This window comes from Chitinophaga sp. YR627, assembly GCF_900114995.1.
Taxonomy (GTDB): domain Bacteria; phylum Bacteroidota; class Bacteroidia; order Chitinophagales; family Chitinophagaceae; genus Chitinophaga.
In genome coordinates, this window is sequence record NZ_FOUX01000005.1 from 777096 (window position 1) to 796593 (window position 19498).

The 19498-nt window shown below is 45.5% G+C and carries 17 protein-coding genes; 7 read left to right on the forward strand and 10 right to left on the reverse strand.

Annotated elements, in window-relative coordinates; all coding sequences use genetic code 11:
- From BMZ72_RS28275 to BMZ72_RS28290, 4 genes are all read right to left on the reverse strand, one after another.
- The gene (locus BMZ72_RS28275; RefSeq protein WP_089813417.1) at positions 1-756 is read right to left on the reverse strand and encodes a tetratricopeptide repeat protein; all 756 of its coding nucleotides are present in this window, start codon (positions 754-756) and stop codon (positions 1-3) included.
- 106 nt (positions 757-862) lie between these two features.
- The gene (gene folB, locus BMZ72_RS28280; RefSeq protein WP_089813420.1) at positions 863-1213 is read right to left on the reverse strand and encodes a dihydroneopterin aldolase; all 351 of its coding nucleotides are present in this window, start codon (positions 1211-1213) and stop codon (positions 863-865) included.
- Positions 1214-1389: 176 nt separating this feature from the next.
- Entirely contained in the window at positions 1390-2334 is a 945-nt protein-coding gene (trxB, locus tag BMZ72_RS28285) for a thioredoxin-disulfide reductase (RefSeq protein WP_089813421.1), read from the reverse strand.
- Between the two features lie 239 nt (positions 2335-2573).
- Complete coding sequence (locus BMZ72_RS28290; RefSeq protein WP_012793808.1) at positions 2574-3431, reverse strand: sigma-70 family RNA polymerase sigma factor; 858 nt, start codon at positions 3429-3431, stop codon at positions 2574-2576.
- Positions 3432-3757: 326 nt separating this feature from the next.
- On the opposite strand from BMZ72_RS28290, the gene BMZ72_RS28295 reads away from it, so the two are divergent.
- From BMZ72_RS28295 to BMZ72_RS28305, 3 genes are all read left to right on the forward strand, one after another.
- On the forward strand, positions 3758-4780 hold the full coding sequence (locus tag BMZ72_RS28295; protein ID WP_089813423.1) for a threonine aldolase family protein: 1023 nt from the start codon (positions 3758-3760) through the stop codon (positions 4778-4780).
- 462 nt (positions 4781-5242) lie between these two features.
- Positions 5243-7888 (forward strand): valine--tRNA ligase, encoded by a 2646-nt coding sequence (locus BMZ72_RS28300; RefSeq protein WP_089813425.1) that lies wholly within the window; start codon positions 5243-5245, stop codon positions 7886-7888.
- A 99-nt stretch (positions 7889-7987) separates the two neighbouring features.
- A complete protein-coding gene (locus BMZ72_RS28305; RefSeq protein WP_089813427.1) occupies positions 7988-8455 on the forward strand; it encodes a hypothetical protein in 468 nt (155 codons plus the stop codon).
- 59 nt (positions 8456-8514) lie between these two features.
- Here BMZ72_RS28305 and BMZ72_RS28310 read toward each other — a convergent pair whose 3' ends face one another.
- The 6 genes from BMZ72_RS28310 to groES all read right to left on the reverse strand — a co-directional run bounded on the left by BMZ72_RS28310 (position 8515) and on the right by groES (position 16255).
- Positions 8515-11325 carry a TolB family protein gene (locus tag BMZ72_RS28310; RefSeq protein WP_089813429.1) on the reverse strand — a complete coding sequence of 937 codons (2811 nt, stop codon included), beginning with the start codon at positions 11323-11325 and terminating at the stop codon, positions 8515-8517.
- Positions 11326-11434: 109 nt separating this feature from the next.
- Positions 11435-12886: an L-serine ammonia-lyase gene (locus BMZ72_RS28315; protein ID WP_255373311.1), complete on the reverse strand. Its 1452-nt coding sequence runs from the start codon at positions 12884-12886 to the stop codon at positions 11435-11437.
- Between the two features lie 221 nt (positions 12887-13107).
- Positions 13108-13620, reverse strand: coding sequence for an FKBP-type peptidyl-prolyl cis-trans isomerase (locus BMZ72_RS28320; RefSeq protein WP_089813431.1), 513 nt, complete (start codon positions 13618-13620; stop codon positions 13108-13110).
- Between the two features lie 44 nt (positions 13621-13664).
- Entirely contained in the window at positions 13665-14171 is a 507-nt protein-coding gene (locus tag BMZ72_RS28325) for an FKBP-type peptidyl-prolyl cis-trans isomerase (protein WP_089813433.1), read from the reverse strand.
- A 107-nt stretch (positions 14172-14278) separates the two neighbouring features.
- Positions 14279-15913: a chaperonin GroEL gene (gene groL, locus BMZ72_RS28330; protein WP_089813435.1), complete on the reverse strand. Its 1635-nt coding sequence runs from the start codon at positions 15911-15913 to the stop codon at positions 14279-14281.
- A gap of 60 nt (positions 15914-15973) precedes the next feature.
- Positions 15974-16255, reverse strand: a complete 282-nt coding sequence (gene groES / locus BMZ72_RS28335; RefSeq protein WP_012793817.1) for a co-chaperone GroES — start codon at positions 16253-16255, stop codon at positions 15974-15976.
- Between the two features lie 390 nt (positions 16256-16645).
- Here groES and nusB point away from each other — a divergent pair, with 390 nt between their 5' ends.
- From nusB to coaE, 4 genes are all read left to right on the forward strand, one after another.
- Positions 16646-17575, forward strand: a complete 930-nt coding sequence (nusB, locus tag BMZ72_RS28340) for a transcription antitermination factor NusB (RefSeq protein WP_089813437.1) — start codon at positions 16646-16648, stop codon at positions 17573-17575.
- Between the two features lie 28 nt (positions 17576-17603).
- Positions 17604-18047: a DUF1573 domain-containing protein gene (locus tag BMZ72_RS28345; protein WP_012793819.1), complete on the forward strand. Its 444-nt coding sequence runs from the start codon at positions 17604-17606 to the stop codon at positions 18045-18047.
- Positions 18048-18089: 42 nt separating this feature from the next.
- Positions 18090-18431, forward strand: a complete 342-nt coding sequence (gene yajC / locus BMZ72_RS28350) for a preprotein translocase subunit YajC (RefSeq protein ID WP_044220102.1) — start codon at positions 18090-18092, stop codon at positions 18429-18431.
- Positions 18432-18501: 70 nt separating this feature from the next.
- Positions 18502-19110, forward strand: a complete 609-nt coding sequence (coaE, locus tag BMZ72_RS28355) for a dephospho-CoA kinase (RefSeq protein WP_089813830.1) — start codon at positions 18502-18504, stop codon at positions 19108-19110.
- Positions 19111-19498: the final 388 nt, after the last annotated feature.

The window sequence follows — 19498 nt, forward strand, 5'->3', positions numbered from 1 at the left end:
TCACTCCATGCTCTCCAGCATCTTTTTACAGTTGGATTTGATACCCGGATCATCCTGATATACCGGACGCAGGGTTACCGCCTTCCGCAGCACTTCGATGGACTTTTCCAGTTCCTCTTTGTCTTTATAGGCTTTCGCCAGATCCTGGTAGTTGACCAGCAGAGATGGATCCAGTTTACGACATTTTTCAAAGCTGGTGATAGCATTGTCCAGCGAACCTTCCGGTAAACCGCCAAACAGCATTTTTGCTGCCGCTTTTTCCAGGGTGTTCATATTCGCCATGTCGTAATTGAGTTTGCCGAGTACGTAATAGGCTTTAGCATAGGTTGGGTTAAACTTGATAGCCAGTTCGGCGAATCTTTTTACTTCTTTATAGGCAGCAACTTTTTCCTTCGCACCCTGGGTAGTGGCAACACGGCCCAGCGCTACAGCCATTGCATAGTTAGCTTCCGCATTCTCAGGCGCGAGTTTGATTGCCTGATCCGCATAATTTTTTGCTTCGGTATAGTTACGTGTCTTCTCATCCTTGTCAGCGGACCTGCTGCCTTCGCGGGCACTGAGTTCGCTGGCGCCTGTCAGTGCAGCAATGTTCTCAGGTTGAACTTTGAGTGCATCTTTGTAAAGGGACAGGGCAGCTGGTTCTTTCATTTGTTTCTCCAGTTGTCTGGCCTGGTCAACCATCTCATCAGCAGTTTGCGCATACGTGAATGCAGATACCAGGAATAAAGCAGCAGATGTAAATACCTTATAAAACATAGGGCGGAATTTTACACATATTAATTTAACTAAATTTAACGCTTTATCGACAGATAACCCATACCGTATATGTATTTATCTGTGAACGCAGGGAAATGTCCCTGTTTTAGTAATTCTTTTCGAGCGTTACGATGGAGTTACGTATAGGAGCTCCCATAGGAGGATTCATTTTCTTAAGGGAGATAACAGAGCGCTGGACTTCAGGATACTTCTCCTTCACAGCGTCGCTGATATTATATACAACCTGTTCCAGCAGGGGTTGCGGGACGGCCATGATCTTCTTCACGATATTATAAAGTCCCTGATAATTAACTGTTTCAGCAATGCTGTCAATATGATGTGTGCCGGGAATAGTCACAAAGATGTCTACTACAAATTCATTGCCTATTACCCGCTCTTCCGGATATAAACCATGAAATGCGCGAAAGGTAGCTTGTTCTAATCCAACGGTAAGCATGAGAAGAAATTAAGAATTAAAAATTAAGGATAAGAGTTGAGCGCCTCTTAAAATAATGTGCAGGCATGACGACCCAAACATGCCATGATAGCTTATGAAAGGAAAAAGGAATTAAGAATCAAGCAATTGACTTTTCAATTCTTAATTCTTAATTCCTAATTCTTAATTGCCAGTTCTTAGAAGCCCTGAGCAGATAAATAACGTTCTGCATCTAATGCGGCCATACAACCACTACCCGCAGCCGTTACTGCCTGACGATAGATCTTGTCCTGTACATCGCCACAAGCGAAGATACCTTCCAGATTAGTACGGGAAGAACCAGGTACAGTTTTGATGTAATCCTGTTCGTCCAGCTCCAGGTAATCTTTGAAGATAGCGGAGTTTGGCTGGTGACCGATCGCCACAAAAAAGGCGCTCACCGGAACGGTGGTTTCTTCATTTTTGGCAGTGTTCAGCAGTCTTACTGCTTCCACTTTATTTTCACCCAGTACTTCCTGGGTTTCAGTATTCCAGTATACGATGATGTTGGAAGTTTTCAGTACACGATCCTGCATTACTTTGGAAGCACGCATTTCGTGACGGCGAACGATCATGTGAACGTTGCTGCACATTTTAGACAGGTACAGTGCTTCTTCGGCAGCTGTATCACCAGCACCTACGATAGCCACTTCTTTACCACGGAAGAAGAATCCGTCACAAACAGCACAGGCAGATACGCCGCTACCGTTCAGACGCTGCTCGGAAGGCATTCCCAGCCATTTGGCGGAAGCACCTGTCGCGATGATGATAGCGTCAGCTGTCATCACTTTGGATTCGTCGATCGTTACTTTATATGGTTTGCTGCTGAAATCTACGGATGTAGCCAGACCGAAACGGATATCAGCACCCATGCGGGCAGCCTGCTTTTCAAAGTCTACCATCATTTCAGGCCCCTGAATACCTTCCGGGTAACCTGGATAGTTTTCTACTTCTGTTGTGATGGTCAGCTGACCACCTGGCTGAATGCCCTGGTAAAGTACAGGTTTAAGATTTGCTCTTGCGGCATATATAGCGGCAGTGTAGCCTGCCGGTCCGGAACCTATTATCAATAAATGTACATGTTCCTGTTGGTTAGTTTCCATGCTTACTATGTAATATTAATAAGGTATAATGATCGTATGAATGTCCGTATTCGCTACCGGCTCACATGACAAGTAGACGAACGACGCCCAACCATATGGCCTGCAAAAATACGTATCCCCATAAAATAAAAAACACCGGCTATAAAATTACAGCCGGTGCGTCTATATAAAAGTTATAGATCTATGATTTGAATAGCAACTAAATGCTTATCCTCTTCTCCTCCATCTTAACAAGGGGATTAACCCAGGTAAGATTTCAGTGCTCCGCTGTAGCGGGCTTTTTGCAGCCTTTTGATGGCGCGTTCCTTGATTTGACGAATTCTTTCTTTTGTCAGGTCGTACTTCTGACCGATTTGTTCGATCGTTGCTCCATTCTCTCCATCCAGACCAAAGTATGCGTTTACGATTTCCGCTTCACGAGGGCTGAGTGATTTCAGCACACGACGGATCTCTTCACGCAATGAATCACGCATCACATCATCATCAGTGATATCGCCACCTTCCAGCAGGTCCCCCATTGCCACATCTTCAGCTTCGTGAACCGGAGCATCCAGTGACATGTGACGGGTATTGCTTTGGAAGATATTGTTAATCTCTGATTCAGACATTTCCAGGATCTCTGCTAACTCTTCTGTTGAAGGCTCTCTTTCATTCTCCTGTTCAAATGCCATGTAGGCTTTGTTAGCTTTATTGTAAGTGCCGATTTTATTCTGCGGCAGACGAACCAGACGGCCCTGTTCTGCTAAAGCCTGTAGTATGGATTGACGAATCCACCAAACAGCATAAGAAATGAATTTGAACCCTTTCGTTTCATCGAATCTCTGCGCAGCCTTGATCAACCCTAAATTGCCCTCATTAATGAGGTCGCTGAGGCTTAAGCCCTGGTGTTGATATTGCTTTGCAACTGATACTACGAAACGAAGGTTTCCTGTAGTTAAACGTTCAAGAGCCTTCTGGTCACCCATCTTAATGCGCTGCGCCAAAACGGTCTCTTCCTCAGGTGTTAACAAAGGGATCTTTGAAATCTCCTGCAGGTATTTTTCTACCGCCTGCGAATCACGGTTTGTGATCTGGGTGGCAATTTTAAGTTGCCTCATATTGAAAGTTTATTAGTTTATAAATTGAATAACATCAAAAGAATTTTTTTGTTGAGATATTTTAAATAATTATCTTACAACCTATTCCACTCCTCTAACATTATCGTTTTAACAAATTAGCCTGCAAAGATCGTGCTAATACCCCACACCGCCAAATACTTTTCAAGCCTTCAATTTGCTATAACAAAGTACTCTATATAAACGATATTTAATAACCCTTTATTAGGTATTTTCACGGCTTTAGTTAAATTTTAACAATTGAAAAATAATCAACTTCAGATTATTAACTTCACTAATTTATTATTCGATACATTGCAAATTCTTCAATGATGATAATTGATTTCAGGAGCGATACTTTCACAAAGCCAACTCCCGGAATGCTTAAAGCGATGACTGAAGCAGCCACCGGTGATGATGTATTTGGCGAAGACCCCAGCGTAAACCAGCTTGAAGCCATGATGGCAGCATATTTTGGCAAAGAAGCTGCCATGTACTGCCCTTCCGGCACAATGAGCAACCAGATTGCGATCAAAGTACATACCCAGCCGGGTGATGAAGTGATTTGCAGTGATTTAGCCCATGTATATATATATGAAGGCGGCGGTATCGCCTTTAATGCAGGCGCACAGGTACGTGCACTCGAAGGCGACCGTGGTATGATCACCGCTGCACAGGTAGCCGCTGCCATCAATCCTGACGACGTGCACAAAGCCACTACCAGCCTGGTTTGCCTGGAAAACACCTCCAATCGCGGAGGCGGCTGTTGTTATGATGTGGAAGAGATCACCAGGATAAAGAACGTATGCCGCGACAATCAGCTGAAACTTCACCTGGACGGCGCAAGACTGTTCAATGCGCTCGTGGCGACCGGGGAAAATCCGAAAACATTCGGGGAGCTGTTCGATACCATTTCTGTCTGCCTCAACAAAGGTATGGGCTGTCCTATGGGCTCTGTGCTGCTGGGGAGCGCTGCATTTATTAAATCTGCCCGCCGGGTAAGAAAAAAATTAGGTGGTGGTTTACGACAGGCTGGCTATATGGCAGCAACCGGACTTTATGCCATGGAACACCATATTGCCAGATTGGCAGAAGATCACCTGAATGCCAAGCAGATCGCTAAATACCTGTTACAGAAAACCTTCGTCGGACACATGCTGCCGGTAGAAACTAATATCCTCATCTTTGATGTACAGGACAACTGGACGCCTAAACTGTTTACCGACTATATGAAACAGGAAGGCATTCTGGTTACCCCCATCTCCGATACACAGATCCGGATGGTACTACACCTGGATATTACAGCCGAAATGGTGGAAAAAACCTGTGCTGTTATTGCTCACATGGAATAAACTGATTCCGGAGAATGGAATTATTTCCGGATAACAGAATAAGAGGGCTGTCCGCTTTACGGCGAACAGCCCTTTCTCCTTATTCTTAATTCAGCCACTCTGTTACCTACCGGGATCAGGGAGATTGGTCTCTTTGCGGCACGCGCCGTTAACCAATTGTCCAGATACGGCAAATGACTTTGAATTTTCAGTACTATCTTTCGGAGATAAGCCGGCAAAGGTGATTCGGTTAATACAATATATTACTGGAGTATCTGTTGGCAATCGTCTCTAAAACTGGTCAAAACTAGCCCGACCCGCCGGCAGGCACAACCGGGATTGTATACCCGGCCGCATTTTTTTTGTAACCGGTCATTTTACGCTGAAAAGTGAGGAAAGGTGACTCTCCTCCCTAAAACGGAGATGATTCTAATCGGTTATTCTCTTATTTTTGCACACTTATATAAATGATATATCGCAAGCATGGAACTTTCTAAAAATTTTACGCCTGCTGCTGCTGAAGGCAAATGGTACCAGCACTGGATGGACAAAGGTTATTTCCGTAGTAAACCGGACAACCGTCCCCCCTTTACCATTGTGATCCCTCCTCCTAACGTCACCGGTGTGCTGCACATGGGACATACCCTGAACGAGACCGTCCAGGATATCCTGGTGCGCCGTGCACGTATGAGCGGATATAATACCTGCTGGGTCCCTGGTTCTGACCATGCATCCATCGCAACAGAGGCAAAAGTGGTGAACATGCTCAAAACCGAAAAAGGTATTGAGAAATCACAGCTTACCCGTGAAGAGTTCCTCAAATACGCGTTTGAGTGGAAAGATAAATATGGTGGCATCATTTATAGCCAGATCAAAAAGCTTGGCTGCTCCTGCGACTGGGATAGGGTAACCTTTACCATGGATGACCATTACTATCAGGCAGTTATCAAAGTATTCGTTGACCTGTACGGTAAAGGACTGATCTATCGCGGCGCGCGTATGATCAACTGGGACCCGAAAGCAAAAACGGCCCTGAGTGACGAGGAAGTACAGTACAAAGACATTAACGGTAAACTGTACCACGTTCAATACGCTATCACCGATTCTGAAAATAATCTTACCGGCGAAAGCATCACCATCGCTACACAGCGTCCTGAAACCATCATGGGCGATACCGCTATCTGCGTAAACCCTGATGATGAACGCTATAAACACCTGGCAGGTCACTACGCGATCGTACCACTGGTAAACCGCAGAGTACCTATCATCTTCGATACCTACGTAGATAAAGAATTCGGTACCGGCGCCCTGAAAGTGACGCCAGCACACGATATCAATGACTATAACCTGGGTCTGAAACACAACCTGGAAGTAGTAGATACCCTGAACGATGACGGTACCCTCAGTCCTGCTGCAGGCGTATTCATCGGCGAAGACCGCTTCAAAGCCCGTAAAAAGGTGATCGCTGCGCTCGACGAACAGGGCCTCCTGGTAAAAGAACAGGAATACACCACCCGTCTCGGCTACAGCGAACGTAACCCTGATACCGTGGTAGAACCACGTATCAGCACCCAGTGGTTCGTAAAGATGTCCGAACTGGCTGTACCTGCCCTGAATGCAGTAGTAGACGGAGACGTAAAGATCCACCCGGGCGATCGTTTCCTCGCTACCTACAAATACTGGATGGAGAACGTAAAAGACTGGTGTATCTCCCGTCAGCTCTGGTGGGGACAGCAGATCCCTGCCTTCTATGCGCCTGATGGCACATTCGAAGTAGCACAGAACGCTGATGCCGCTATCGCCCAGTTCAAGGCAAAAGGTGCAACCTACACTGCCGCCGACCTCCGTCAGGACGAAGATTGTCTGGATACCTGGTTCTCTTCCTGGTTATGGCCAATGGAAGTATTCAATGGTATCTCTCAGCCAAATAACGAAGAGATCAACTACTACTACCCAACCAACGTACTGGTAACCGGACAGGATATCATCTTCTTCTGGGTGGCCCGTATGATCATGGCCGGTGAGGAATACAGAAACGAAAAACCATTCAGTGATGTATACTTCACTGGTATGGTAAGAGATAAACAGGGCCGTAAAATGAGTAAGCAGCTGGGTAACTCCCCGGACCTGCTGGAACTCATCGAACGTTTTGGTGCTGATGCCGTTCGTTTCGGTATCATGATCTCCTCCCCGGCGGGTAATGACCTGCTGTTTGACGAAGCTGCACTGGAACAGGGTAGTAAGTTCAACAACAAGATCTGGAACGCCCTGAAACTGGTGAAAATGTGGCAGGCCAATAACGTTGGAGATGCAAATGCACCTGTAGATCACTTCGCAGTAAGATGGTTTGAAAGCCGACTCAATGAGGTTAAAACACAGATAGCTGGCCAGTTTACCGATTTCAAGCTGAGCGAAGCATTGAAAGCATTATATAGCCTGATCTGGACCGACTTCTGTAGCTGGTACTTAGAATGGGTAAAACCTGATTTTGAGCAACCTTGCGATGCTGGCATCTATGCAAAAACTGTTTACTTCTTCGAAGAACTGATGCAACTGTTACATCCGTTCATGCCATTCCTGACAGAAGAAGTTTACCAGTTATTGAAAGACCGTGAAGCTGGAGATGACCTGATCATCAGACAGTATACTGCTCCAGGCGCTGTTGATGCCAATATGCTGGCAGAAGGCGAACTGGCTAAAGAAGTAATTTCCAGCATCCGTGACTCACGTAACAAACATCAGATCAAGCCTAAAGATCCAATAGTATTGCATATTGATACCCTGCAGGAAGCCGCTTTCAAACAGATCGAAGGCATGCTCTCCAAACAGGTGAATGCAAAAGAGATCAACTATACCAAAGAACCGGTAGCTGGCTGTATCACACTGGTAGTACAGAAAGACAAATTCTACCTGGGTACCGAAACAGTAGTAAACGTTACGGCACAGAAAGAAGAACTGGAAAAAGACCTGGCTTATCTGCAGGGCTTCCTGGCGTCAGTTGAGAAAAAGCTGAGCAACGAAAAGTTTGTCCAGAATGCAAAACCGGAAGCGGTAGAGATAGAGCGGAATAAGAAGAAAGACGCTGAGGCAAAAATTGCCGCCATTACGGAAAGTTTGAAATCACTATAATTTTCAATATCGCCCGGACGTTAACTACTCCGGGCGATTGCTTATATCCCTGTTTATACTATGCGTAAATGTTATTTGATTTCGGGAATCCTTTTATTCATGGCCAGCATGCCAGTATTGGCGCAAACTGCAAAGCCGGCGAAACCTGCCGTTAAGAAACCTGCAACTGCTGCTACTGCTACTGGTAAAACGACCACGACTACCACCCGCTTCCGTAGCACCTGGGGCATTTTCCTGCCGGATACCCTCCCCCGTCCGGAAATCATCAAACTGCTTGATTCTCCGCTCGTAGTAAGGGACGAAAAGAATAACAAATACCCTGTGGTATCTTTCCAGTTCACCTACGAAAGAAAGGAACCCTATCTGAATGATACTACCGGTAAACCCGGCTTCTATTCCGAATTTGTAGGAGACGACTTCAAAGGCGACAGACTCCCTGCCTTCTGGGTGGAGCGTATTAAGGAAATGCTTGAGAGAAATGAAGTGTTTTACTTCGATAACATCATCATCAACTATACCGGCAATAAACTGTACAGAGCTCCTAAACTCCGTTTCAACGTTCGTTAATAGCCTGATATTGATGTAACTACATAAATGACCGGGCGCATCACCGCGCTGATGGAATACTAATAATTAAATAACTGCTGTAATGGCAGAATGAATGAGAACCTTTGTGTTGCGTTATCAATAGGATCCTTGTCAAACAGGTGACTATACCGCAAACCAAAGGTGAAAGGTATTTCATTGCCTATCTTCGTGTCAAAGAACAGCTCCCCACCGGTAGATTTATATTCCCTGTTTACCTTGCTGATAAAATTATAGGCCCTGCTGTAATCATAAAAGACATTACCTCTGACACGCATCAGATAAAGGATCTGTGCAAATCCCCAGTCCGGATAGATGATCGGGAAATGATAGTTCGCACCCAGTTTATACACGTGCTCATAGAATGGCTCATTGTATCCCCTGGAATAGGCGAAGTTGTCCGTGAAGGAGTAATTACGCATCGTATCTCTCTGCTGCCATGCACCCTGTAAGACAAGACTATGACTCGGCAGGATACCCGGCAGATACAGGTCCAGTCGGGCGAACAACTGCTCTGCAAATACATTGGTGAGCGAGCGGTTATACTGTAAAGCGATGTATTGTCCGAAATGAGAATAAATATGCTGTCTGGCTCTGAGGCGCTGGTTGTTAAACACCAGGGTATTACCAATATACTGCACACTTGGATGTGTAAAACGGAAATTACCCTGTGGGATCCGCTCCAGATAATGATACATGGAAGACACAGATAAACTACGGCTATACAAACCGGAAGAGAGATTCAGCGGAATTGTAAAACCGCCGTGTACATCCATTTCCTTCCAGTATAGACGTCCCTTACCGGTAAAGAAGTCCGAACGGTTAAAGGTATACTTCGCTCCTGCCTGCAGGTACGGAAACAAGGCGCCATAAATGAAATCGCCGGTAAAACCAGAGCTTCCCTCATTACGGTTGTAGGTATATCCAATGGCTGTAGTAGCTGTGTTCAGAATATTGTCTCCATATAAGGTCACACTATAATCAGGATCATCAAATGTAGGCAGCCAGCTATGGAAGTTAAACAGACGGCTGCTCTTCTCATATTTTGTTACAGCATACTGCTCATGTGGAGCTTTGTCCAGGATGCTGCCACCTTCCTGAAAATCCGGCCGTAACCAGGCGCTATGGTAACTACGTCCGGTATCTATCTGCTGCCATTCTTGCGGTGCCAGCGGAGTTGCATAAAGCGCATATCCTTTTGCACCGAATGCGCTGTAGATCACCTGCTGCGAACTATTATCAACAGCTGCATGTAACACACCATTGGAATGCGCTGTCACCTGCCAGATCTTTTTATCCGATAGCGTCAGTGCGTACACGTTATCCACATCTTTATAGGCAGCTGTGTAATACACCGTATCCTGACTGACAGACGGAATACCCAATACAGTGAATGAGAAAGGCGTCAGGAGTTCCCGCTCTCCTGTCTTCAGTGACTGCCGTAACATGGCCATCTCGCCCCGGTTATTACGCACATTACTGATCACCCATTGTTCATCAGCAGAGAATTTAGGGTAAGTATAATACCAGTTATCAGGATTGGGTAATGAATCGATCAATGCGCCTGTCTGCGCATCCAGTATCTGCAAACCATATCGCTGTGAAGTCAATGTGGAGACCACCACAATGCGCTTACCATCAGCAGAAATATCAGGAGAGAAATACCTTGTTGTATGCGTGACGGTCGACGTCTTTCCGGTGGACATATCATATGTCTTTACGACGGAATAATCTTTCCAGGACCAACGTGGATGGAAGCGGGCTTCTGTCCACACCAGGCGGCCATTGCGATAACTGAAATAGTCGTCGAAGTTCATACCCGGACGGGTCACCAGCGTTTGATGCCCACTGCTATCCAGCAGATAAAAACCTGCTAACTTTTGATAGGAATCTTTATAGATCAGCCATTCGCCAGGCTTCACCGGATAAATGTATTTATAATTGGTAACAGTATGGGGCGCTTCCAGTAAGGCTTTCCCTGGTTTGCTCTGCTCCTTTGCATAGTTATTCCATAGCGGCTGATATTCCTTCAGCATGGCATGATAGAAACCCTCGGTATTGTAGCCTGTGCGTTTTTTCAGACTATGAGACAAAGGATAGAACAATCCTCTGTAACGTACGGCGTCAGTCGTTACGTCTTTCCAGAAAGTACGGCCATAATGTTCACGGCCATACATACTCATAAGATATCCCAGCGGGTAATGGTTCGGTGTGAAGTCAACATAAGAACCATTCCTGATCTTCATATAACTGTAGTCACGATGTTCCAGGGATAAGGCCCTGAATCCATCAAAGAAAGCCGGCAGACGGCCCCTGCCCTGCAAACTCAACGCTGTTTCCATGGTAACAGCGTCTCCTTCCCAGAACCAGTTGGGTACCGCAATACTGGAAAGACCAGCCATTCCCAACTCACCCATTACATAATAGGCAACACGGGTCAGCCCCTGGTTGAAATTGCGGTATTGTAATACGTGACGATATTCATGGATCGCCAGCTGGTCTTCCCATTTCAGTGATCCGAGATCAGCGGAAGCCGGCGGCGGTGTGAGATAAAATTCAGAACGGAAAGGTCCCATGGCAACATAACCATTGGACTCCAGCGTCTGGTTCTGCAGTACGATACTGACCTTCTTATTCCTGTCTCCAATAGAGGAACGGGTATACCTGTCAATATAGTGAATAAGGTTAGCTAGACGTTGTCCCTGCTGCTCCAGACCGGCAGGGAATATTATTCGGGCAGTATCAGTATTGATCTGGCGCCATTTCACGGAAGGTGGATTACCTCCAAATGATTGTGCCATTAAGGCAAAGGGGAACAGAATGGATATCAGGAGGCACGAGATAGTTTTCATATCAATTGCAGGTATATCAAACAAATTAAGGATTAAAAATTAAGAATTAAGAATCGAGCCTTTAATAAAGGCATAATTCTTAATTCTTAATTTTTAATCCTTAATTGAATCAGCATTCCGGAAGGCTGATAGGTATATTTACGGCTAATCCGCCGTCAGAAGTTTCCTTGTACTTACTATTCATATCCAGTGCGGTATCCCACATGGTTTTCACGACTGCATCGAGCGATACTTTCGCCAGTTCGGGGTTACTCTGTAAGGCCAGCTGTGAAGCGGTGATGGCCTTGATAGCACCCATCGTATTCCTTTCTATGCAGGGCACCTGTACGAGTCCGCCGATAGGATCACAGGTCAATCCGAGGTGATGTTCCATTGCGATTTCTGCCGCCATGAGCACCTGCCGCTGAGAGCCACCCAGACATTCGGTGAGTGCAGCTGCCGCCATTGCGGAAGATACGCCGATCTCTGCCTGGCAACCACCCATAGCTGCGGAGATGGTAGAGCGTTTTTTGAAGATGCTGCCGATTTCGGAAGCCGTGAGTATAAACTGCATGATCTTCTCTTCCTGGTAGCCATCGCAGAAGGCAATAAAGTATTGCAGTACAGCGGGGATGACACCAGCGGCGCCATTGGTAGGAGCGGTTACAACACGACCGAAAGAGGCATTTTCCTCATTAACAGCCAGTGCGAAACAGCTTACCCAGTCCAGCGTATAAGCGAAGTGGTTACCACCTTCTCTGATCGCTGCGATCCAGGAGTCATAATCGTTATAGGTACGTCCTTTTAATAATTTCTTGTTCAGGGCGGCGGCACGTCTGGCGACACGGAGTCCGCCGGGCAGTTCACCTGCTGTATGCGAACCACGATAGATACATTCTTTCATGACCCGCCAGATATTCATAACACCTGCTTTGGTCGCTGCTTCCGGTCTCCAGGCCTGTTCATTTTCCATTACCAGTTCGGAGATGGAATAGCCTGTTTTGATGCACCATTGCAGTAACTGACGGGCGGTATCTATCGGAAAAGGCAGGTCTACCTGTGCGGCGCCGCCACCGGATGCTTCACCTTCTTTTACGACAAATCCGCCACCGATAGAGTAATAGGTAGCAGCCTGTTGTTCACCGTCTGCAAATGTAACCAGGAAGGTCAGTGCATTGGGATGGAAAGGCAGTGATTCTTCAAACAGGAAAGAGATATCCTGCAGGGGATCAAATGCAATACGGTGGGTACCACCAATCATCATTTCCTTACTTCTGCGGATATCATCCATTTTACTATTGATCTGATTCACGTCAAATGTAACGGGATCATCACCACAAAGACCTAATTGCACCGCGATATCCGTACCGTGTCCATGACCGGTCTTGGCTAATGAACCGTATAACAAAACGCTGACATGTTCGATGGAGCTGAGTTTTCGTCCTGTAGCCTGAATTTCATTCAGGAACTGCAGGGCTGCCCGCCATGGGCCTAACGTGTGTGAGCTGGAAGGACCTACGCCTATCTTAAAAATATCAAAAACCGATATACATTCGTGTGCCACGACATAGAATTTGAACAAATGTAAGCGGATTTTGCATACCGCCTTGTTATATATAGGCGTATTACAATATCATTACAGGGCTTTCCTGCATAGCACGCCTGTAGCAAACTCGTGTAATAAAATTGTAATCCTTCTCTTCTTCAGTACCTGATTATCAATTTAGCTTATCCGGTTTCACTAATAAAAAAAGCCTGCTCCATTACGGAACAGGCCCTCAGTATAAAGTGTAAAGTACGATACTATTGTATTGGGTTGGTCAGATTTACCAGTTCGATATCAAAGATCAACGGAGAGTTTGCCGGAATATTACCTTTCGCCTGATTACCATATCCGTAGTAAGAAGGGATATATACCCTGATCTTACCACCTTTGGAGATCCTGGTTAGTGCGAACTGCCAGCCCACAATTACCTGTCCTGCATAGAACTCACGTGTGGTAGTACCTGTGGTAGAGTCAAACACCATGTCGTTCAACAGTTTACCGGTATACAAAACATTTACTTTTGTGGTATTGTATTTCACGCTATCCACGCCATTACCTGGTGCAGAAATGTTGTAAAAAATACCGCTGACACTATCTTGTATAGCGGTCAGGTTCTTAGCTTTCAGATAAGCCTTAATAGAGTCAACATCCTTATTGAACTGAGGAGTCGGGTCGTAAGGTTCAGTATTGTCCTTGCTACAAGCTGCAAAAAAAACCATCATCATCGCTGCTCCGATAAAAAGCAGGTGTCTCATGCGAAATCTTTTCATGAAGTGCTCTAATTTATAATATTGAATAATTGATTACGGGTGGGTTATTTAAAGTCTACCAGTTCCATATCACAGACAAGAACGGTATTTGCCGGTATAATATTACCTACGGCGATATTACCAAAGCCCAACGGAGAAGGAATGATCAGGAATATTTTCCCTCCTTTTCCTATTTTCTGTAATCCTACCTGCCAGCCCACGATATGGTCTTTAAGGGCACGGCCATCAAAGTTCGTACTGCCGAAAGAGGCATCCAGGATAGAATCTTTCAGGTTACGGCGTACATAACTCAGTGTAGGGACAGAATTCAGGTTCATAAAGGCGCGCTGGTCGCCCGGAGTTTCTATTTTATAATAGATACCACTGAAGTCATGCTCCAGTCTCAGGTTATTGGCACTGATATATTGCTGAATGGCAATATCCTGTTCTCTCATTGTTCGTTCGTAGTCGGTGACATCGTTGTAGGTTTCGGACTGTTCACTTTTTGAACAACCGGTCATCAGGACAAGTGATAATAAAAGACTAAAAGCGGCGCGTAAATATGCGTTCATACAGTTATAACGGAGATAATTCCCTAAAGTTACAGGAAGCGCACAAAAAAGGAAAGGGTATCTGCCAGAAGACAGATACCCTTTCACTTATATTTTTGGATACTATATTAATAGTCCATACCCATTCCGTGACCGCCGTGAGGAGCTGGTGCAGCAGATTTAGGTTCTGGTTTATCAGCGATTACACACTCAGTGGTTAACAGCATACCTGCGATAGAGGCAGCGTTTTCCAGTGCGATACGGGTAACCTTAGCCGGGTCGATAACACCAGCAGCCAGCAGGTTTTCGTATACTTCAGTGCGGGCGTTGAAGCCGAAATCACCTTTACCTTCTTTTACTTTCTGTACTACGATAGAACCTTCGATACCAGCGTTAGCAGTGATCTGACGCAGTGGCTCTTCGATAGCGCGTTTAACGATAGCAACACCAGTCTGCTCGTCAGCGTTTTCACCTTTCAGTGAATCCAGGCTTTCGATAGCGCGGATGTAAGCTACACCACCACCAGGAACGATACCTTCTTCAACAGCAGCGCGGGTAGCGTGCAGGGCATCATCAACGCGATCTTTCTTTTCTTTCATTTCTACTTCAGTAGCAGCACCTACGTACAGTACAGCAACACCACCGCTCAGTTTAGCAAGACGTTCCTGCAGTTTTTCGCGATCGTAGTCAGAAGTCGTTACTTCGATCTGTGCTTTGATCTGGTTGATACGAGCCTGAATTGCTTCTTTCTCGCCTCTGCCACCAACAACAGTCGTGTTGTCTTTATCGATAGTTACGGATTCAGCGCGACCGAGGTAGCTCAGGTCAGCATTCTCCAGTTTGTAACCTTGTTCTTCGCTGATTACAACGCCACCTGTCAGGGTTGCGATATCCTGCAGCATTTCTTTTCTTCTGTCACCGAAACCTGGAGCTTTCACTGCAGCAACTTTCAGCTGACCACGCAGTTTGTTCACTACCAGTGTAGCCAGTGCTTCACCTTCCAGATCTTCAGAGATGATCAGCAGCTGCTGGCCGTTCTGAACGATTTTTTCCAGGATGTGCAGGATATCCTTCAGGGTGCTGATCTTTTTGTCGTAGATCAGGATGTAAGGATTCTGCAGCTCAGCGTGCATTTTTTCGCTGTTGGTGATGAAGTACGGAGACAGGTAACCGCGATCGAACTGCATACCTTCTACTACTTCAACAGTAGTATCAGTACCTTTCGCTTCTTCAACGGTGATAACACCATCTTTGGTTACTTTATTCATCGCTTCAGCGATCAGTTTACCGATCTCGAAGTCGTTGTTAGCGGAGATAGCAGCAACCTGTTCGATTTTTTTGTTGTCGTTACCAACAGTTTCAGCCTGTTTAGCCAGGTTTTCGATAACTACTTTAACAGCTTTATCGATACCACGTTTCAGGTCCATTGGGTTTGCACCAGCGGCAACGTTTTTCAGGCCTTCGCCGATGATAGACTGCGCCAGAACGGTAGCAGTAGTTGTACCGTCACCTGCGATGTCAGCGGTTTTAGAAGCAACTTCTTTCACCATCTGAGCACCCATATTTTCAATTGGATCTTCCAGTTCGATTTCTTTAGCAACGCTAACACCATCTTTAGTTAAAGAAGGAGCACCGAATTTTTTCTCGATTACAACGTTACGACCTTTAGGACCCAGGGTTACTTTCACTGCATCTGCCAGGGTATCCACGCCTTTCTTCATTTTGTTACGGGCGTCTGTACTAAAAAATATCTGTTTTGCCATAATAGCTTTGTGTTTTTCTGTTGAGTGTTTTGGTTTTGTCCGTCAGTTCAGCTGGATCGATTAAACAATCGCTAAAATGTCAGATTCACGCATGATTAAGTAGTCGCCACCTTCAATGCTGATCTCAGTACCGGAGTATTTACCATATAATACAGTATCTCCAACCTTTACAGTTACCGGCTCGTCTTTCTTACCAGGACCTGCTGCAACTACAGTACCTCTCTGTGGTTTTTCTTTTGCAGTATCTGGGATGATGATACCACCAGCTGTTTTCTCTTCAGCTGCTGCGGGTTTTACGATCACCCTGTCAGCTAAGGGTTTAATACTTAAATCTTGTGCCATATAATTATACTTTTTAAAAAGGTAATATGAAGGTTTATTGTGCTCTTGGCACTTCGATAATTGTGCCAAGGCATTTTTCTGGTCAAATTTTCAGTCACCGAAGATAGGCATATTGCCTACACTGACAAAAATGCCATTTTTTCAGAAAAAACCTGACAGAATCAATGTGCAAATCCTAAAATACCGACATATCTTCCTTATTGTCTGACGCATTAACGCAGCAAATTGTCATATTTCCCTGGTCCCCTCTCTATAAAAATATCATTATCATATGAATATCAATAAGATAGAAATAAACACAGCTGTAAATGCTGCTTAATTATGAATTGCCAATGCCTAATTGGTCAATTTTCCATAGCTTTGCGCCCTCATACAGTTCTTGATTATAAGATGATTAGCAGAAGAAATATCCGGGTGAAGGTCATGCAGACCCTTTATGCGCTCGAAACGATGGAACCGGGTGCTATTAAGCCGGGCACGGCTACCAGTTTGCTGAACGAAAAACTGGACCAGACAAGTCAGCTCTTTACATACATGTTATACTGCCTCACGCAGGTAGCACAATATGCAGAAATTGACGCTCAGACCCGTGCTTCCAAACACCTTCCCTCAGCAGCCGACCTGCAGGTAAACACTAAAATAGCGGGAAATGAGTTCATTTTCCAGATAATCAATGACAAAGGTTTTCAGGTGAACCTGGAACAATGGAAGCTCAAATACCTTCCGGAACCAGACCTGATCAGAAAACTGTACAACACGCTCACAGCCACAGACATTTACCAGAAATACATTCAGGAGCCAGGCCGCAATAAAGCGGCCGAAAAGGAGATCATGGAGTATGTATACAAAGAGATCCTCATTAAAAATGAGCTTTTCCTGCAGCACATGGAAGACAGCTTCCTGCACTGGAGCGATGACGCCGAAATGATGGACCTCCTGGTAGCCAATTACATGCACAAACCGCACCTCTTCAATTTCCTTCAGCTGATCAGCCGGGAGAAACTGGAGTATGCACGTGAACTGCTGCTGACCGTACTTGATAAGAAAGAATACTGCCTGGAGCTGATCAAGCCAAAATTGCAGAACTGGGACCCTGAACGTATCGCCGCAGTGGATATGCTGTTAATGGAGATGGGCGTATGCGAGTTCCTGTATTTCCCGACCATACCTACCAAGGTGACAATCAATGAATACATTGATCTGGCGAAGGCTTACAGTACTCCTCAGAGTGGTCAGTTCGTAAATGGTATTCTGGATAATATCCTGAAAGACCTGGACCAGGCCAATCAGATAAAGAAGGTCGATCGTACAAAAAAATAGCTATTTTTGGATCGAACCCGATACAATTATGAAAAAGATATTCTTCTACCTGATCGCCGGCAGCCTTTTGGCAGGCGCCTGTAATAGCTCAGATGCCGGCAAAAAAGCAGCTCAGGAGACAAGCGCTGCCGCAGACACTTCAAAAGGTACACCTGTGATCGCCTTTGATGAAATGGTCCACAACTTCGGTAACATCACTGAAGGCGAAAGAGTGGAATATTCCTTCAAGTTCACAAATACCGGAAACGGAGACCTGCTGATAACAGATGCAACCTCCAGTTGCGGTTGTACCGTTCCGGACTGGCCGAAGGAACCAATCAAGCCAGGAAAGAGCAGCTACATGAAAGTGGTTTTCAACAGCGCAGGAAAAGACGGATATACTGAAAAAGAAATCATTATCAGGGCCAATACAAAGCCTGAACAGGTGCAGGGACCAAAGATCCAGTGTACGATAATGAAGCAGAAATCATAACAACTAAACAACAAATAACAACTTAATACGATGTACACTAACATGCTGAACGTTCTACTGATGGGTGGTGGTGCAGCTGGTGCTCAGGGTGGCGCTGGCTTCCAGTTTATATTTATCGGGGGTATGATCCTGGTAATGTGGTTATTCATGATCCGCCCTCAGACCAAGAAAGCAAAACTGCAGAAAGACTTTATCAGCAATCTGCGTGAAGGCGATAAAATCGTTACTATCGCAGGTATCCATGGCAAGGTTAAAAAGATCAACGATAATAACACCCTCCAGATCGAGGTAAGCCCAGGTACATACTTTACAGTTGAACGCTCTGCGATCAGCATGGAGTATACCTCTGCTCAGCAGAAAGCTGCCGAGACACCTGCAAAATAATTTGCTGTCTTCCGACAGTAAGTCCCAAATTCCCCCGCGGAGTTTGGGATTTTTTTTGGAATTTGGTGCTATGTTAAAAATCGGTATTACAGGCGGAATAGGCTCGGGAAAAAGTACAGTTGCCAGGATCTTTGCCCTGCTGGGCGTTCCTGTTTACTATGCAGATGATGCGGCCAAAACTATTATGCAGACAGATGAACTGCTGATACAACAGGTGAAAGAACATTTCGGACCACAGATCTACAGCGCCGGAAACGTCCTCGACAGAGCAACCCTGGGTAAAATCGTCTTTAACGATAAAGATAAACTGGAACTGCTCAACTCCCTGGTACACCCCGCCACCATCCGTCACAGCGACGAATGGGCCAACCGCCAGACCGCCCCTTACGTACTGAAAGAAGCTGCCCTCCTCTTCGAATCAGGTTCCTTTCAGTTTCTCGATAAATGCATCGGCGTATCCGCCCCTCAGCCTCTACGTATACATCGTGTCATGAAACGGGACAATATCGGCCGCGCTGATGTGCTGGCCCGGATGTATAAACAGATCGATGATAGTATTAAGATGAAACTGTGCGACTATGTTATCAAAAATGATGAACAGGAAATGGTCATTCCGCAGGTGCTGGCCTTACATGAACAACTGTTGCAATTGGCCGGCGCAACAGAAAGTAAGAATTAGCAATATAGCGGAGCGTTATGTGTCTGGAAGAAGAAGCGAGTTGTCAGAAAGATTGAATGAAGAGAGGAGCTGTGAAGAAGTCTGAACAAGAGAGAAAAGTTGTGGTGGTGCTGAATGGTGGAATGAATCGTGAGGAGGATTGAAAGAAGGGAGGAGCTGTGAAGAAGTCTCAACAAGAGAGAAAAGTTGTGGTGGTGCTGAATGGTGGAATGAATCGCGAGGAGGATTGGACGAAGAGAGGAGCTGTGAAAAGGTCTGAACAAGAGAGAAAAGTTGAAATGGAGTTGAATGATAAAAGAATCATGAGGAGGAATGAATGAAGAGAGGAATTGTGAAGAAGTCTGAGCAAAAGAAAAGAAACATATTAACGCTGAATAATGAAAAGCAT

Excerpts from the sequence above, each read along its gene's own strand:
- BMZ72_RS28275 (WP_089813417.1), bottom strand. The coding sequence starts at position 756 with ATGTTTTATAAGGTATTTACATCTGCTGCTTTATTCCTGGTATCTGCA.
- folB (WP_089813420.1), bottom strand. The coding sequence starts at position 1,213 with ATGCTTACCGTTGGATTAGAACAAGCTACCTTTCGCGCATTTCATGGT.
- trxB (WP_089813421.1), bottom strand. The coding sequence starts at position 2,334 with ATGGAAACTAACCAACAGGAACATGTACATTTATTGATAATAGGTTCC.
- BMZ72_RS28290 (WP_012793808.1), bottom strand. The coding sequence starts at position 3,431 with ATGAGGCAACTTAAAATTGCCACCCAGATCACAAACCGTGATTCGCAG.
- BMZ72_RS28295 (WP_089813423.1), top strand. The coding sequence starts at position 3,758 with ATGATGATAATTGATTTCAGGAGCGATACTTTCACAAAGCCAACTCCC.
- BMZ72_RS28300 (WP_089813425.1), top strand. The coding sequence starts at position 5,243 with ATGGAACTTTCTAAAAATTTTACGCCTGCTGCTGCTGAAGGCAAATGG.
- BMZ72_RS28305 (WP_089813427.1), top strand. The coding sequence starts at position 7,988 with ATGGCCAGCATGCCAGTATTGGCGCAAACTGCAAAGCCGGCGAAACCT.
- BMZ72_RS28310 (WP_089813429.1), bottom strand. The coding sequence starts at position 11,325 with ATGAAAACTATCTCGTGCCTCCTGATATCCATTCTGTTCCCCTTTGCC.
- BMZ72_RS28320 (WP_089813431.1), bottom strand. The coding sequence starts at position 13,620 with ATGAAAAGATTTCGCATGAGACACCTGCTTTTTATCGGAGCAGCGATG.
- BMZ72_RS28325 (WP_089813433.1), bottom strand. The coding sequence starts at position 14,171 with ATGAACGCATATTTACGCGCCGCTTTTAGTCTTTTATTATCACTTGTC.
- groL (WP_089813435.1), bottom strand. The coding sequence starts at position 15,913 with ATGGCAAAACAGATATTTTTTAGTACAGACGCCCGTAACAAAATGAAG.
- groES (WP_012793817.1), bottom strand. The coding sequence starts at position 16,255 with ATGGCACAAGATTTAAGTATTAAACCCTTAGCTGACAGGGTGATCGTA.
- nusB (WP_089813437.1), top strand. The coding sequence starts at position 16,646 with ATGATTAGCAGAAGAAATATCCGGGTGAAGGTCATGCAGACCCTTTAT.
- BMZ72_RS28345 (WP_012793819.1), top strand. The coding sequence starts at position 17,604 with ATGAAAAAGATATTCTTCTACCTGATCGCCGGCAGCCTTTTGGCAGGC.
- yajC (WP_044220102.1), top strand. The coding sequence starts at position 18,090 with ATGCTGAACGTTCTACTGATGGGTGGTGGTGCAGCTGGTGCTCAGGGT.
- coaE (WP_089813830.1), top strand. The coding sequence starts at position 18,502 with ATGTTAAAAATCGGTATTACAGGCGGAATAGGCTCGGGAAAAAGTACA.